Source organism: Streptomyces sp. NPDC002851, from assembly GCF_053591935.1.
In genome coordinates, this window is sequence record NZ_JBSFUT010000040.1 from 1 (window position 1) to 14,501 (window position 14,501).

Below are 14,501 nucleotides of genomic sequence, written 5' to 3' on the forward strand. Positions count from 1 at the left end.
GGACCCCGCCGCAGATATCGCGCAGGGGGGTACCTCCCTGCTCGAACGCAGTTGAGAGCTTGGGGGAGCGCTCGTCCTCAAACGCCGGACGGGCTGATAGTTGCCGCACGGCCGCACGCCGAGGTTCACCCGCCCACCCGGGAGCCCTGAATTCAAGCCCCTCCGGCGTTTGAGGAGCGGGGGGTCCGGGGGCAGCGACCCCGAAGCTCCGCAGGATTACGGGAAGGGGCGGGGCTGGGGAAAGAAAACTCGCCAACTGTGGCCGACGACACCCGCGTAGCTTCCGCCTCACCCGGCGCACCCGTATGCTCCCCGCCGAACATCACGGTTACCGACGGTAGTTCGGCATGAGGGGGACACGGCGTGAGCGCAACAGGCAGCACACGACGGGCATTCGTGGCAGGCGCGGGAGCCATCGCCGCAGGCGGCACGGCCGCACTCGGCCTGGCCGGAACGGCCAACGCCGACGGGGCAGCCGGGGCCGACGGGAGCAAGCCCCCGTCCGTAGCCATCCTCGGCGGCGGCGTAGCCGGCCTCACCGCCGCCCACGAACTGGCCGAACGCGGCTTCGCCGTAACCGTCTACGAGCGCCGGGCCCTCGGCGGCAAGGCCCGCTCCATGGACGTCCCGGACAGCGCGAAAGGTGGCCGCAAACCACTCCCCGGCGAGCACGGCTTCCGCTTCATCCCCGGCATCTACCACAACCTTCCCGACACGATGCGCCGCATCCCGTTCCCCGGAAACGACAACGGCGTCTGGGACAACCTCGTCGCCCCCCGCGAGATGTCCTTCGCGCGCACCGGCAAGGAGGACATCCGCCTGCCTCTCCCCTGGCCGGGGCACCAGCCCGCCCAGCTCACGCTCGACGAGATCCGGCGCGCCCTGACCGCCGTACTGGAGACCGCGGCCGGACTGCCGCCGCACGAGACCGCGTACTTCGTGAACCGCTGTGCCATCTTTCTGACCAGCTGCGACGAGCGCCGCGACGAGGAGTGGGAGCGCACGCCCTGGTGGGAGTTCGTGCGCGCGGAGCAGATGTCGGAGGACTATCAGCGCATCCTCGCGGTCGGCGTCACCCGTAACATCGTCGCCACCAAGGCCGAGGAGGCGTCCACGCGTACGGTGGGCACGCTCGGCGAGGCGTTCGTCTTCAACGCGCTGGGCCGCGGCGCGGACGGCCCGCCGGACCGTATCCTCAACGCCCCTACGAACGAGGCGTGGATCGACCCGTGGGAGGCCCATCTCCGCTCCCTCGGCGTCGAGTTCAAGCTCGGCTGGACGCTGCGCGAGCTGGCATACGGGGACGGGGGCGCGGGCGGGGACGGGGGCGCGGGCGGGGTCATCACCGCCGCGGTCCTCGAAGACCCGGACGGCGTACGCCGTAGGATCACCGCCGACCACTACGTCTCGGCGCTCCCCGTCGAGCACGCCCGCCGCACCTGGAGCTCCGAACTCCGCGCTGCTGACCCGCAGTTGGCGCGCTGCGATGCCCTGCGCACCGACTGGATGACGGGAATCCAGTTCTATCTCACCGAGCCCACGCCCATCCTGCACGGGCATCTCAATCTCATCGACTCGCCCTGGTCGCTCACCGCGATCGCCCAGGCGCAGCACTGGCCGGACCGTGACTTCCCCGCCGACTACGGCGACGGCGTGGCCAGGGACTGTCTGTCGGTGGACATCTCCGAGTGGGACAAGGAAGGCATCCTCTACGGGAAGACGGCCAAGCAGTGCACCCGTGAGGAGGTGGCCCGTGAGGTGTGGGCGCAGCTCAAGGCCGCCCTGAACGACACCGGCAAGACGGTGCTGCGGGACGGGGCGCTGCACTCGTGGTTCCTGGACCCGGGCGTCTCCGGGCTCGGCACACCGCAGCCCACCAACGAGGACGAGCTCCTGATCCACCCCGTGGGCACGCTGCACCATCGGCCGTCGGCCGCGACCCGCGTACCGAACCTCTTCCTCGCGGGGGACTACGTGGCCGTCGACATCGACCTCGCCACCATGGAGGGCGCCAACGCGGCGGCCCGGCAGGCGGTCAACGCCCTGCTCGACCGGGCCGGTTCGGACGCGGAGCGGTGCACGGTGACGCCGCTCTTCCGCGCCCCCGAGCTGGAGGCCCTGAAGCGGCACGACCGCACCCGCTACCGGCTCGGCCTGCCGAACGCCTTCGACCTGGGCTGAGCCCGGGCCGCGGGCGGGACTGGTCCCGCCCGTCCACCCGTCCGTCCGTCCGTCCGTCCAACAGTGCCGCCGGTTTGTCCATGGGCGTCTTCCGCCGGGCCCCGCTAGCTTTCCGGGGTCCGGCGCCTTCGTCGATCGGAGCACCCCATGCCGCTGCGCCGCACCACCGTCCTGCTCACGGCCCTCGCCGCAGCCGCGGCCGCCGCCCCGCTCCCGGCCACAGCAGTCACGCCGGGGCCCGGTGGCAGGGCCGGTACCGCGTACCACGTGGACTGCGCACGCGGTGACGACACCGCATCCGGCACCGCGCCGGGCACCGCCTGGAGGTCCCTGAAGCGGGCGAGCGCACACACCTACGCCCCGGGCGACCGGCTCCTGTTGCGGCGCGGCACGCGGTGCACCGGGGTGCTCGCGCCCCGGGGTGCGGGCGCGCCCGGGGCGCCGGTGCGGATCGACGCGTACGGCCAGGGCGCCAAGCCACACCTGGAGGGCGCCGGGGCCCGCGCCACCGTGCTGCTGACGAACACGGAACACTGGGAGCTGCGCCATCTCGACGTCTCCAACACCGGCGCCCCGACCACGACCGAGCCCCGTGCCGGGGTGCTCGCGCAGCTCACCGACTACGGCGTGGCCGAGCACTTCGTGGTCGAGGGCGTGGACGTGCACGACGTCAACGGGGCCGACATCAAGGACGCGGACGGCTCCGGCGGCATTCTCTTCACCGTCCGTGGCGCGGCCGTGCCCACCCGGTACGACGGCATCCGGATCGAGGACTCGACCGTGCGGCACGTGGACCGTACCGGCATCGGCACGGCCTCGACCTGGGGCCGCCGCCCCGAGCACCCGGAGGGCCCCGGCACCAGCTGGGAGGCGATCACCGGGCTCGAGGTGCGCGGCAACCAGGTCCGTGACGTCGGCGGCGACGGCATCGTCGTCCAGACCGCCAAGGGCGCGCTCGTGGAGGAGAACTACGTCGACGGCTTCAATATGCGTTCGGCGGGCTACAACGCCGGTATCTGGGCCTGGAATTCGGACGACGTCCTGTACCAGCGCAACGAGGTGACGGGCGGCCACGGCACCCGCGACTCCATGGCTTTCGACTTCGACGGCGGCAACAACGGCAACGTCTACCGCTACAACTACAGCCACGACAACGAGGGCGGCTTCCTCCTGGTCTGCAACGGCGCCGGGATGACGACCAACGGCAACCGCTTCCACGACAACATCAGCATCAACGACCGCAACACGATGGACCCTTACGGCGTCATCTCGGTCGTCTGCAATCCGTCGACCGACACCCGGATCTACCGCAACACCATCGTCACCGACCGCGCGGACACACCCCTGGTCTCCAACAACGGCCAGTCCGGCAGCACCTTCCAGGACAACATCTTCGTGGGCGCGGCCAGCGGGGCCGGTTCGCCGATCAAGGACGCGGTCAGTACGTTCACGAACAATCTGTACTGGCATACCGCGCAGCCCCGCGACCCGGCGGCCGTGAACGCCGACCCTCTCCTCCGCTCCCCCACCCCGACCGCCCCCGACGACGTACGTCTGCGCCCGGGCTCCCCGGCCCGGGGCGCGGGCTCGGCGGACGATGACGGCACGGCGTACGACTACTTCGGGAACCCGGTCCCCGAGCCCCCGAACATCGGGGCGGACCAGGGGTAGCCCCTCCCGGAAAGGGGAAAAAGGAGGAAGATAGGGGCATCATGGGGACGGAGGCGCTGCGATGACAGCGAAACCGATAGCCGCCAGGGGCTCTCGCAGAGCCCGGATGCTCGCCCTCGCCGCTGCGGCGACATTCGCCGTCGCCGGGACACAGGTGGGCACGGCGTCCTGTGACGCCGCCCCGCCCGCGGAGCGGTCCGAGCGGTCGCCTTTCACCGGCCTTCCGGGCAAGCCGGGGCAGGTGCTCGCGGTGAAGTTCGACAACGCGCCCGCGGCCCGGCCGCACACCGGCCTGGAGAAGGCCGACATCGTCTATGTCGAGAAGGTCGAGTACGGCCTGAGCCGTCTCATGGGCGTGTACGCGGGCGAACGGCCGTCGTCCGTCGGGCCGGTGCGCAGCGCCCGCGAGTCCGATGTGGAGCTGCTGCGCCAGTTCGGCCGTCCCGCGCTCGCCTACTCCGGGGTGCGCAGCGACCTGCGGTCTCTCCTGGAGGAGTCCCCGATCGAGCTGCGCTCGCACGGCCGGCTGCCGAGCGCCTACTTCCGCGACGAGGACCGCCGCGCGCCGCACAACCTGTACGTCCGCCCGGACGCGGTCCTCAAGTCCGCGCCGAACGCCGACCGCGCCTCCGACATCGGCTTCCGCTTCGGTGCCGCTCCCAGCGGCGGCGAGCCGACCGAGCAGCGCACGGTGCGCTACCGCGCGGCCAGCCATACGTTCACGTGGTCGCCGTCCGTCGACCGCTGGCGGGTGTCGTTCGACGACGAACCGGCACGGCAGGCGAACGGGGAGCAGCTGAGCGCCCGCACCGTCGTGATCCAGCACGTGGACATGCCGCCGTCCAAGTACAAGGACGTCAACGGCACCGCGACGCCGTACATCAAGACCGTCGGCAGCGGCCCGGCGACGGTGCTGCGCGACGGCAAGGCGTACGAGACGAAGTGGCAGCGGCCGACGGCGGATTCCGGCACGACGTTCACGCAGAACAACGGCGAGCCGATGCCGTTCGCGACCGGCCAGGTGTGGGTGGTGTACGCGGACCGTTGATACCCGCCACGCACTCCTCCCGCCACCACGGTCCGCCCTCACCCGGCTTCGCGCTGCTGCCCGGGGCCGCCGACTCGCCCGTCCTGCTGCACGTGCCGCACTCCGCACGAACCGTCCCGGACGCGGTACGCGGCGGGATCGTGCTCGACGACGCGGCGCTCGGGCGGGAGCTCGACCACATCACCGATGGGCACACCGACCTGATCGCGGCCCGCGCGGCGGCGGTCGCCACCGTCACGCCGTGGCAGTTCGTCAACCGCCTCTCACGGCTTGTGATCGACCCGGAGCGGTTTCCGGACGAGCACGAGGAGATGACCGCGGTCGGCATGGGCGCGGTCTACACCCGCACCACCCACCGGGAGCCGCTCCGGCCGCCCGGCTTCGACCCGGAGCCGCTGCTCGACCGGTACTTCCATCCGTACGCCGATGCGATGACGGCGGCGGTCGCGGAGCGGCTCGACGCGGCGGGGCGCGTGGTGATCGTCGACGTGCACTCGTATCCGACCGAGCGGCTCCCCTACGAGCTGCACGGCGACGGTCCCCGGCCACCGGTCTGCCTCGGTACGGACCGCTTCCACACCCCGCCGGAGCTCCTGGCCCGCGCCGAGGCGGCGTTCGCGGGGTGCGGTGGCACGGGGATCGACAGCCCCTTCGCCGGTACGTATGTGCCGCTGCGGTTCTACGGTCGGGAGCCCCGGGTCCATGCCCTGATGGTCGAGATCCGGCGCGACGGGTACATGGCGGAGCCGGGCGGTCCGGCGGACGAGGCGGGGGTGGCGCGGCTCGGGGCGGCGCTCGCGGAGCTGGTGGAGGCGGTGGGGGCGGGAGTTTGACGACAGGGCCCAGGTCACCCGTATCGCACAACTGCCCTGTCAGGCCGAGTCCTTGGTCACGCTCCAGCCGCCGTCGACCACCAGGCTCGTGCCCGTGATGTACGCCGCCTCCGCGGCCGCCAGGAACGCGATGGCCGCCGCCACCTCCTCCGGGTTGCCGAGGCGTCCCGCCACGGTGGCCGCCTCGGTGCGGGCCCGGTCCTCGTCCGGCAGGCCGTCCCAGGCGGGGGTGCGGATCGGGCCGGGGAGTACCGCGTTGACCCGTACGTCCGGGCCGTACTCGACGGCGAGTTGGGAGCAGAGCGAGAGGAGCGCGCCCTTGGTCGCGGCGTAGGCGGGATGCCCGGGGATGCCCGTGCGGGCCTGCACCGAGGAGGTGAGGACGACGGCGCCGTGGTGTTCCGCGAGGTCGGCGTGCAGGGCCTTGAAGCCGAGGAAGCCGGCCGTGAGGTTCACGGCGAGCTGGCGGTTCCAGGAGTCCAGGGTGAGTTCGTGGGCGGGGCGGCGGTCGACCGTATAGGCGTTGCTGACGAGGACGGAGACCGGGCCGAGGGCGCGGGCGGCGGCCGCGACGCGCTCCCAGTCGCCGGGGTCGGCGGCGTCGGCCGGGACGAACTCGGCGCGGTGGCCGCGGCGTCGCAGCGCCTCGGCGCACTCCGCGCCGCGGTCGGCGGCGACGTCGGTGAGTACGACGGCGGCGCCCTCGGCGGCCAGGCGCTCGGCGGTGGCGGCGCCGATGCCGGAGGCGGCGCCGGTGATGACGGCTACGCGGTCGGTGAAGCGGGCGGCTGGTGTCATGGGGGTTGGTTCCCCGGTTCCGGACCTGCTCGAAACCGGCTTGCCATTCCGGCAATGTCAGTTGCCGCCGGAGGGGCAGTGGTCGCAATCTGTTGCCCACCCAAGGCCATCGATCAAGCAGGAGGGCACGCGATGACCATCAACAACCGCGTCCACCATGTCCGTTCGGACCAACTCGACGGCTTCGCCGCCCTCAGCGGCGGCACGGTCGGCTCGAAGAGGCTGTGGATGGGCAAGGTGGAGAACCCGCCGTTGAGCTCGACGGACAACCACCATCACGGCGACTCGGAGGCGGGGATCTATGTCGTCAGCGGTCACCCCGTGTTCGTCTTCCACGACGGCACGCAGGAAGTACGACTCGCGGGCCGTCCCGGCGACTTCTTCCTGGTCCCGCCGTTCGTCCCGCACCGCGAGGAGAACCCGGACCCGGACGAACCCGCGGTCGTGGTGATCGCCCGGACGACCCAGGAGCCGATCAAGGTGCCGGTGCCCGAGCTGTACCAACTCACGGAGGAAGAAAGTCGGTTCAAGGAGACGGAGAACACAGAACCTCAGTAGTAGACTCGGCCGCGTTGCTTGACATGGACGCGGCGACCGCGCGCACCTACGGCACAACAATCACATCGCGACCACACCGCCGCCCATGTCGGCAGTGCTCATGAACGTAACTCCCAGGAACCGCCCACCCAGGGCGGCTCCCACCCCCCATGGAGGTACTGAGTGAGACCCCACACCGCAGGCAAGCGGCGCACCGCCCTGGCCGCGGCGGCCATCGCCGCCCTGGTCACCGGCTCCCTGTCGATGGTGAACGCCAACGCGGCGGAGCCCACCCACACCCCGAAGTCCCTGACCTCCGCCGAGGCCGCCGACCTCGCGGGCACCCTGACCGAGGAGCTGCGCGGCGACGCGGCGGGCGCGTACTACGACGCCAAGAGCGACAAGCTCGTCGTCAACGTCACCGACCGGAGCGCCGCCGCCGAGGTCCGGCGGGCCGGGGCCGAGGCCAAGGTCGTCGAGCACAGCACGAGCGAGCTGACGGCGGCCAAGGACGCCCTCACCGAGACCGCCGTGCCGGGCACCGCCCGCGCCGTGGACCCGGTGACCAACCAGGTCGTCGTCACCGCCGACAACACGGTCAAGGGCGCCGCCCTCAAGGAGCTCAAGCGCGACATCGCCGCCCAGGACGGCAAGGCCGTGCTACGGCACACGGCCGGTGCGTTCAAGCCGCTGCTCTCCGGCGGGGACGCCATCTACACCTCCGGCGGCCGCTGCTCGCTCGGCTTCAACGTCACCGTGAACGGCGCACCGCACTTCCTCACCGCGGGCCACTGCCCGGCCCTGGCCGGGTCCAGCTGGTCCGACACACAGGGCGGCCAGACCGTCGGCGAGACCGTCGACTACACCTTCCCCGGCGCCGACATGGCCCTCGTGAAGTACGTCGCCGACGTCCCGCACCCGAGCGAGGTCAACCTCTACAACGGCAGCACTCAGGAGATCACCGGCGCCCGTGAGGCGGTCGTCGGCGAGCAGGTACAGCGCAGCGGCAGCACCACCCAGCTGCACGACGGCTCGGTCCAGGCGCTCGACGTCTCGGTGAGCTACCCGCAGGGCACCGTGAACGGCCTGATCCAGACCGATGTCTGCGCCGAGCCGGGCGACAGCGGCGGCGCCATGTTCGCGGGCGGCGACGCGCTCGGCCTGACCTCCGGCGGCAGCGGCAACTGCTCCTCCGGCGGCCAGACCTTCTTCCAGCCGGTACCGGACGCGCTCTCGGCGTACGGCGCGACGCTTCCGTAAGCGCGGCACCATCCGACCATCCGACCGACGGATCCCCACGGCCCGCGCGGCCGTGGGGATCTTTCAGTGCGCGCGACGAGCCTGTATTGACGTATGCCGAAACAAGGAGCACTCTTGGTTTCGCAGGCATCGATAAGCATCAATACAGGAGGTGTCCCATGGCACCGAACACCACCCCGGACGACCTGCGCGAGCAGGTACGCGCCGGGTACGCCGCGGCCGCCCAGAAGGTCACGTCGGGCGGCACCGGCTGTTGCACGCCGGAGGCCGTGGAGGTCGACGAGAACTTCGGGTCCGGGCTCTACGGCGCCGAGGACCGCGCGGACCTTCCCGCCGAGGCCGTCGCGACCTCGCTCGGCTGCGGCAACCCGTTGGCCGTGGCCGAACTGCGCGCGGGCGAGCGGGTGTTGGACCTCGGCTCGGGCGGCGGCATCGACGTGCTGCTCTCCGCCCGGCGGGTCGGGCCCGGCGGGCGGGCGTACGGCCTGGACATGACGGACGAGATGCTGGACCTCGCGCGGGCGAACGCGCGCAAGGCCGGGGCCGAGAACGTCGAGTTCCTCAAGGGCACCATCGAGGCCGTGCCGCTGCCCGACACCGCGGTCGACGTGGTGATCTCGAACTGCGTGATCAATCTGTCGACCGACAAGCCCGCGGTGTTCGCCGAGATGTTCCGGGTCCTGGCGCCCGGCGGCCGGGTCGGCGTCTCGGACGTGGTGGCCGAGGACCGGCTCACGCCTCAGCAGCGGGCCGAGCGCGGCGACTACGTGGGGTGCGTCGCGGGCGCGCTGTCCTTCGCCGAGTACCGCGCGGGCCTGACGGCCGCCGGGTTCACGCAGGTGGAGCTCGTACCGACGCACGAGGTGGCGGACGGGATGCACGCCACCATCGTGCGGGCGGTCAAACCTGCCGAGGCCGCCTGACACCTGACGTCTCACACCTGTAAGGCTCAGCCCAGGTCGAGGTCCTCCAGGACGCGCTCGGCCATCTTCGACTCGCCGAGCGCGTTCGGGTGCACGGGGACGAAGTCCGTCCCGAACAGGACCGGTTCGATCCAGCGCGTGCCCATGGGCTTGCAGGCGTCGTGGCCCTCGGACGCCGCTTCCATGTCGACGTAGGTGGCGCCGTTCTCCTCCGCCGCCTTCCGTACGGCGGTGTTGAGGTGGGTCTGGATGTCGCGCAGATACGGCACGTCGCCCTCGGCGACCGGCATCTTGATGAAGCAGCCACGCTGCGCCTCGGGCGGCATGATCCACGGGTAGCCGAGCACCGCGACGCGCGCGTTGGGAGCCTTCTCCTTGATCGCGGCGAGGGCGTCCCGTACCGCCGGATAGGTCTTGTTGTCGATGTCGTTGACGTATTTGTCGCCATTGGCGTCCTTGCACGGACTGCCCTTGCCGCCGGAGAGCAGCCCGGCCGAGCCGCAGGCGACGATCGCGCCGATGAAGGTGTTGTTGTCGTTGCCCCCGATGGTCAGGGTCACCAGGTCCGTCTCCGCGTCGAGCGCGTCGAGCTGTGGCGCGACCCCCGGGTACTGGGAGTTGGCGAAGTGCTTGGTCTGGGCGCCGCCGCAGGTCACATCGGTGAGCTCGGCGCCGGTCCGGTCGGCGACGACGTTCGGGTAGTTGAGCGTCGTACGCGCACAGAGCAGCGGCGCCTTCGGGTCGAGCGGCAGGATCCCGGAGCCCGCGCTGTAACTGTCGCCCAGGGCGACATAGTTCAGCGGCTCGGATGCGGATTCGGCCGCGCCGGCCGGTAGCGCGAGCCCCAGGGTCAGGGTTCCTGCGGCCAGGGTGGCCAATGTTCCACGCACGGGGAAACGGGCGGTCATGTGCGGCTCCTTCGCATCCTGCGATGGGGGCGAGGTGGGGGCGACGCGAACTTGAAGCCTGAAGTTACTGACGGGTTTGAATCTGCGTCAATAAGCGTGCACCGAGTAATTGTTCAGATGCGTACATCCGGCGGAACGGGCGCTGTGGGCGGCTGAGCAGGCGGTGGCTCACTCGGGGCCGGGCAGGACCCGGGCCAGTTCCTCGTCCAGGGCCGCGGCGACCTCGGCGCTCGACGGCGGCGACTTGTCGGTGTGGAGCTTGCGCAGCTCCGTGGTGACGACCTGCGTGAAGGCCCCGTAGAAGGGCGTACGCGGCCGCAGTACGGCGTCCTCCAGGGCGGCGAGCAGCGTCATCGCGTACCGGGGACGGCCGGACGCGTCGCGCGGCATCCGGTCGATGCTCTCGCCCGGCGGCGCCGACGGGCCACCGGTCGCGGACGCTTGCGGGCCGCCGTCACCGGACCGGCACGCCGTGCCCTCGCGGTAGGCGGACTCGCGAGTGGCGGCGAACCCGGCCTCCAGGAGACAGCGTTCGCTCTCCGGACCGGTCAGGAACTCGATCAGCTCTCTGGCCTCGGCGGCCCGCTCGTCGGTCGTACGGCTCACCACGGCGAGGTTCTGCCCGCCGAGCACCGCCCTGCCGGGCAGCCGCGTGACGCCGACCTGGTCCGGCTTGAGGGACTGGTGCAGCGCCCCGTACGCGTACGGCCAGTGCCGCAGAAACGTCGTACGGCCCTTGACGAAGTCCTCCAGGGACTCGGCCTCGTGGGAGTCGTGCGCGGACCCCAGGACGTGTGCGGTGCGGGCGGTGAACTCCTCGACACCGTCCTCGAGTTGCTGCCGGTCGGCGATGTAGCGGCCCTGCTCGTCGGTGACCGCGAAGTCGTCGCGGGCGGAGGCGAACGCCTCGATCGCGTTGACGGTCAGGCCCTCGTAGTCGTCCAACTGGGTGGTCCAGTGCTGTTCGAGGTCGGGGGCGGTGTCAGCGTCGGCCGCCCGCTCGACCCGCTCCGCGAGCCGCCGCTGCTCGGCCCGGCCGAGCCGCCGTTCCGGATCCCCGGTGCTCGCGCCGCCGTTCTCGGCACGGCCGACGGGGCCCAGGTCCTGATTGGCCGCGCGCAAGAAATCGCTGCGGTAGTAGAGCAGGCCCACATCGCTGTTGAAGGGCACCGCGTACACCTGGCCGTCCCAGCGCGCGGTCTCGGCGACCGGCCCGATCACATCGCCGTTGTCGACGTACTTCTTCGCGTCCGCCGCACTGAACGGGCGGATCAGGCCCGCCTCGGCGAACTCCGGGACCCAGGTGACGTCCAGGTTCACGGCGTCGTAGTGCGCGCTGCCGGACTGGAGCGCGCCCATGATCTGACTGCGCTGCTCGTCGGCCGAGCCGGGCAGCGGCACCAGGCGGGCCTTGCGGTGCCCCGGCTGCCGGTTCCACGCGTCGACCAGCCGCTGCCGCACACCGCCGCGCGGCGTCACGTCCCGGCCGGTGGCCACGAGCAGCGGCAACGAGTCGTCCACGCCGTCGGTGAGCGCCGAGGGCGGACCGTCGGGCCCGCCCCCGTCCGGGCCGCCGCCGGTGCAGGCGGCCGCGGCGAGCAGGGCGCCGAGCACGGCACCCACGAGCGCGGCCCGCCGCACCCGAACCGTCCTACGCTTGCCGCTGTCGCTGCCTTCGCGGTACCTCACGCCTGCTCCCCCGATCCGACCCGGGCGACCTCGTTGCGCAGCGCCGCGGTGAGGTCGTCGCTGTTGCCCGGGGACAGGCACCGCCCGCCGCTCGCCAGGGCGATGCGGTCGTCGAAGCCGCCCTCGGTGCAGCCGCCGCTGTCGAAGGAGGCCACCACCACGGGGACCTCGGTCCTGCCCGCGTACGCCACCAGGTCGTCCTGTTCGCCCTTGCTCATCCGGGCGTTGTCCTCGTCGTCGGTGAGGAGGACGACGAGCGAAGGGCGGGTGTCGTCGGTGCCGCGCCGCGCGGTCTCCTCCAGGGCGGCCCGCAGCGCCGGTCCCGGGTCGGCCTGCCACTCCTGCGCCACGTCGGCCTTGCGTACGTCCTTGTCCCGCGCCCCGTCCCCGTACCGCGTGAAGGAGAACAGCGGGTCGTACGCGCGGTCGGCGCCGTCCGGCGATGCCATGGCCCACACGGCGTACTCGTCGTCGCGGCCGAGGCCGTCGAAGGACTGGGCGAGGACGTTCGGGGCGCCGCCGGTGCCCTCCCACAGGTCGGCCATGGAGCCGGAGCTGTCGAGCAGGAAGAGGACCCGGCCCGCCCCGTTGGCCCTGCGGTACTCCTTGAGCGCGGCGTCGACCGCGGCGGTGTCGGCGCGGCCCTGTCCCGCGGCGGGGCCCTGTCCCGCGGTGGGTCCCCGGAATCCGTGCTCCGCGAACACCTTCTGCCCGCCGTCCGCGCTGCGCAGCCACGCCAGGAACCCGGCGACGGCATCGTCCCGCTCCTGCTTGTCCCGTTCGGCGGCGTCCCAGCGGACCCGTACGAACGCGGGGTCGAGCACCGGGGTGCCCTCGGGGTAGGCGACGGTGCGGCGGGTGCCCGCGCCCCAGCGGCAGTCGCTGGTGGTACGGAGCACGAACTCGGGCACGAGCACGGCGGTGTGCCGGTCCTGGGCCCCGTCCTCGGCCAGGTCGCACAGGAGCCGCTCCCCGGTCAGCGAGCGCACCCCGGGCTGCGCGACACGGCGCTCGGCGGCGGCCGGGTCGGCCGCTCCGGCGTACAGGCCCACGGTGGCGAGCAGCGCGGAGCCGGTGAACTCCGGGTCGGCGCGGCGCACTTCGGCCTGCGGGTCGCGGGCGCGCAGCTCGCGGATGAGCTCATCGATGCGGCCGGTGGCCTCGGGGACGGCGCCGTTGCTGTCGTTATTGCCCTCGTATTTGTCGTTTTTGTCGTTATTGCCCTCGCCCCCGCCGTCCTTGTCCGCTGACGTGTCGGGCATGGCGAGCACGATCCGGGACGAGGCCAGTGGCACCGGGGCGTCGAACCGTACGAACGCGGGCTGGCCGTCGGGCTTCTTGGCCCGCTCGGCGCTGGTGGCCGAGGCGGGGATCCAGATGTCGGGCTGCGGCCCCACGTCGCCCACCGGGTTCCTGCGGTCGCCGCCGCCCTGCACCGGGGGCTGCTTCCACTCCTCGTAGTGGTCCCGGAACGCCACCACCGCGTCGTCGGCGCCCGCGCTGAACACGGTGATGCCGCTGCGCCGGCAGCCGTCCTCGGTCCTGTTCTCCGGGGAGTTGAGGTACCGGTCCGCGGCGGCGCGCACGGTGGACTCCAGCTCGGGGTCGGTGAGCAGCCGCAGCTCCCGCGCGGTGCCGCAGGCGGCGGGCGCGCCGCCCAGGAACAGCCACAGGGCGGCGGCCAGGCCGCCGCCGAGGCCGAGCAGTACGGCGCCGGGCAGCAAAAGGCGCCGCCAGAGCGGACGTTCGACCTCCGTCTTCGCGCCCGTACGTGCGTTCTGCTCCTCCGTACCGCCGGAGGGCTCCGGTTCGTCCGGCAGCGGCGCCGGGGGGACGAAGAGGGGGCGGCGGGGGCCGGGCCCGCCGCGGGCGAGGAGCAGGTCCTCGTGGGCGGACACGATGTTGTGGCCGGGCATCCAGGGCACCCGCGGGTTGAGCGTGGTGTGGTGGCGTTCCATGTACGCCCCGAGGTCCCGGGCCAGGCCGCGCAGCGTGGCGCCTTCGGGGGCGCCCGCGCGGAGAACGGGTGTGCCCTCGCGGAGGAGCCGGACCAGCTGCTCGGTGTACGGCGTCGGCGTATCCGCGTCCCCCGCGTCGGTCCGCTGCTGCCGCTGGACCGACCAGAGCAGCGAGGTCTTCCGCCGCGGCTCCTCGGGCAGCCGGTCCCAGGCGGCGGACGCATGGCCGGAGTAGCAGCAGTCGAGGATCGCCACCACGCGCTCGGCCTTGCTCTGGCTGAGCATCGGAAGCAGGTCGGACCAGACCGCCCAGCCCGGATAGCTGAGCGCCTGGCCGCCCTCGATCCGGGCGTCCCTGAGCCCGAGCAGGAGCCGGTCCTGGTGGCCGTGGGCGAGGATGCCGTGCCCGGCGAAGTAGACCAGGAGCACCCCGTCGGCGGCGTCGCGGGCCCGCTGGATCGCCGCGTCGCACTCGTCGAGGCCGGGGTTCTCGCAGACCTCGACGTCGAAGACGCCGCCGTCCGCCAGGGCCGCGCCGAGCCGGGCCAGATTGTGGCGTACCGCGCCGATGTCCCCGAGCACGTCCTTCCTGTCGTGCACCGGCCGCGGATGCGTGTAGTCCCACACCCCGATCAGCAGCGCGCGGTTGACCGGCTCCCCCGGACCGGGGCCTGGGTCGGACGTCCGCTCCATCG

11 protein-coding genes are annotated in these 14,501 nt (G+C 72.2%); 7 read left to right on the plus strand and 4 right to left on the minus strand.

The genetic code is table 11. The features are described from left to right. The first annotated feature begins 363 nt into the window (after positions 1 to 363). From ACWD10_RS31550 to ACWD10_RS31565, 4 genes are all read left to right on the plus strand, one after another. Positions 364 to 2,181, plus strand: coding sequence for a hydroxysqualene dehydroxylase (locus tag ACWD10_RS31550; protein WP_451097080.1), 1,818 nt, complete (start codon positions 364 to 366; stop codon positions 2,179 to 2,181). Between the two features lie 147 nt (positions 2,182 to 2,328). Continuing rightward, positions 2,329 to 3,852, plus strand: a complete 1,524-nt coding sequence (locus tag ACWD10_RS31555) for a right-handed parallel beta-helix repeat-containing protein (RefSeq protein WP_451097081.1) — start codon at positions 2,329 to 2,331, stop codon at positions 3,850 to 3,852. 61 nt (positions 3,853 to 3,913) lie between these two features. After that, positions 3,914 to 4,900 carry a DUF3048 domain-containing protein gene (locus ACWD10_RS31560; protein WP_451097082.1) on the plus strand — a complete coding sequence of 329 codons (987 nt, stop codon included), beginning with the start codon at positions 3,914 to 3,916 and terminating at the stop codon, positions 4,898 to 4,900. Beyond that, on the plus strand, positions 4,897 to 5,733 hold the full coding sequence (locus tag ACWD10_RS31565; protein WP_451097083.1) for an N-formylglutamate amidohydrolase: 837 nt from the start codon (positions 4,897 to 4,899) through the stop codon (positions 5,731 to 5,733). The genes ACWD10_RS31560 and ACWD10_RS31565 overlap by 4 nt, the downstream gene beginning before the upstream one ends. A 39-nt stretch (positions 5,734 to 5,772) precedes the next feature. Here ACWD10_RS31565 and ACWD10_RS31570 read toward each other — a convergent pair whose 3' ends face one another. Further along, positions 5,773 to 6,531: an SDR family NAD(P)-dependent oxidoreductase gene (locus ACWD10_RS31570; RefSeq protein ID WP_451097084.1), complete on the minus strand. Its 759-nt coding sequence runs from the start codon at positions 6,529 to 6,531 to the stop codon at positions 5,773 to 5,775. A 132-nt stretch (positions 6,532 to 6,663) separates the two neighbouring features. Here ACWD10_RS31570 and ACWD10_RS31575 point away from each other — a divergent pair, with 132 nt between their 5' ends. The 3 genes from ACWD10_RS31575 (at position 6,664) to arsM (ending at position 9,251) form a co-directional block, all read left to right on the plus strand. Next, the gene (locus ACWD10_RS31575) at positions 6,664 to 7,089 is read left to right on the plus strand and encodes a cupin domain-containing protein (RefSeq protein ID WP_451097085.1); all 426 of its coding nucleotides are present in this window, start codon (positions 6,664 to 6,666) and stop codon (positions 7,087 to 7,089) included. Between the two features lie 162 nt (positions 7,090 to 7,251). Next, positions 7,252 to 8,328: a S1 family peptidase gene (locus ACWD10_RS31580; RefSeq protein ID WP_451097086.1), complete on the plus strand. Its 1,077-nt coding sequence runs from the start codon at positions 7,252 to 7,254 to the stop codon at positions 8,326 to 8,328. 158 nt (positions 8,329 to 8,486) lie between these two features. Next, positions 8,487 to 9,251 (plus strand): arsenite methyltransferase, encoded by a 765-nt coding sequence (gene arsM / locus ACWD10_RS31585; protein ID WP_451097087.1) that lies wholly within the window; start codon positions 8,487 to 8,489, stop codon positions 9,249 to 9,251. A 26-nt stretch (positions 9,252 to 9,277) separates the two neighbouring features. On the opposite strand, the gene ACWD10_RS31590 is transcribed toward arsM, so the two are convergent. The 3 genes from ACWD10_RS31590 to ACWD10_RS31600 all read right to left on the minus strand — a co-directional run bounded on the left by ACWD10_RS31590 (position 9,278) and on the right by ACWD10_RS31600 (position 14,499). Continuing rightward, a complete protein-coding gene (locus ACWD10_RS31590; RefSeq protein ID WP_451097088.1) occupies positions 9,278 to 10,159 on the minus strand; it encodes an SGNH/GDSL hydrolase family protein in 882 nt (293 codons plus the stop codon). A gap of 168 nt (positions 10,160 to 10,327) precedes the next feature. Continuing rightward, positions 10,328 to 11,848: an extracellular solute-binding protein gene (locus ACWD10_RS31595; protein ID WP_451097089.1), complete on the minus strand. Its 1,521-nt coding sequence runs from the start codon at positions 11,846 to 11,848 to the stop codon at positions 10,328 to 10,330. Beyond that, a complete protein-coding gene (locus tag ACWD10_RS31600) occupies positions 11,845 to 14,499 on the minus strand; it encodes a caspase family protein (protein ID WP_451097090.1) in 2,655 nt (884 codons plus the stop codon). The genes ACWD10_RS31595 and ACWD10_RS31600 overlap by 4 nt, the downstream gene beginning before the upstream one ends. Positions 14,500 to 14,501: the final 2 nt, after the last annotated feature.

Bases quoted from the DNA above. Each gene is read 5' to 3' on its own strand.
- ACWD10_RS31555 (WP_451097081.1), top strand. From the start codon at position 2,329: ATGCCGCTGCGCCGCACCACCGTCCTGCTCACGGCCCTCGCCGCAGCC.
- ACWD10_RS31560 (WP_451097082.1), top strand. From the start codon at position 3,914: ATGACAGCGAAACCGATAGCCGCCAGGGGCTCTCGCAGAGCCCGGATG.
- ACWD10_RS31570 (WP_451097084.1), bottom strand. From the start codon at position 6,531: ATGACACCAGCCGCCCGCTTCACCGACCGCGTAGCCGTCATCACCGGC.
- ACWD10_RS31575 (WP_451097085.1), top strand. From the start codon at position 6,664: ATGACCATCAACAACCGCGTCCACCATGTCCGTTCGGACCAACTCGAC.
- arsM (WP_451097087.1), top strand. From the start codon at position 8,487: ATGGCACCGAACACCACCCCGGACGACCTGCGCGAGCAGGTACGCGCC.
- ACWD10_RS31590 (WP_451097088.1), bottom strand. From the start codon at position 10,159: ATGACCGCCCGTTTCCCCGTGCGTGGAACATTGGCCACCCTGGCCGCA.
- ACWD10_RS31600 (WP_451097090.1), bottom strand. From the start codon at position 14,499: ATGGAGCGGACGTCCGACCCAGGCCCCGGTCCGGGGGAGCCGGTCAAC.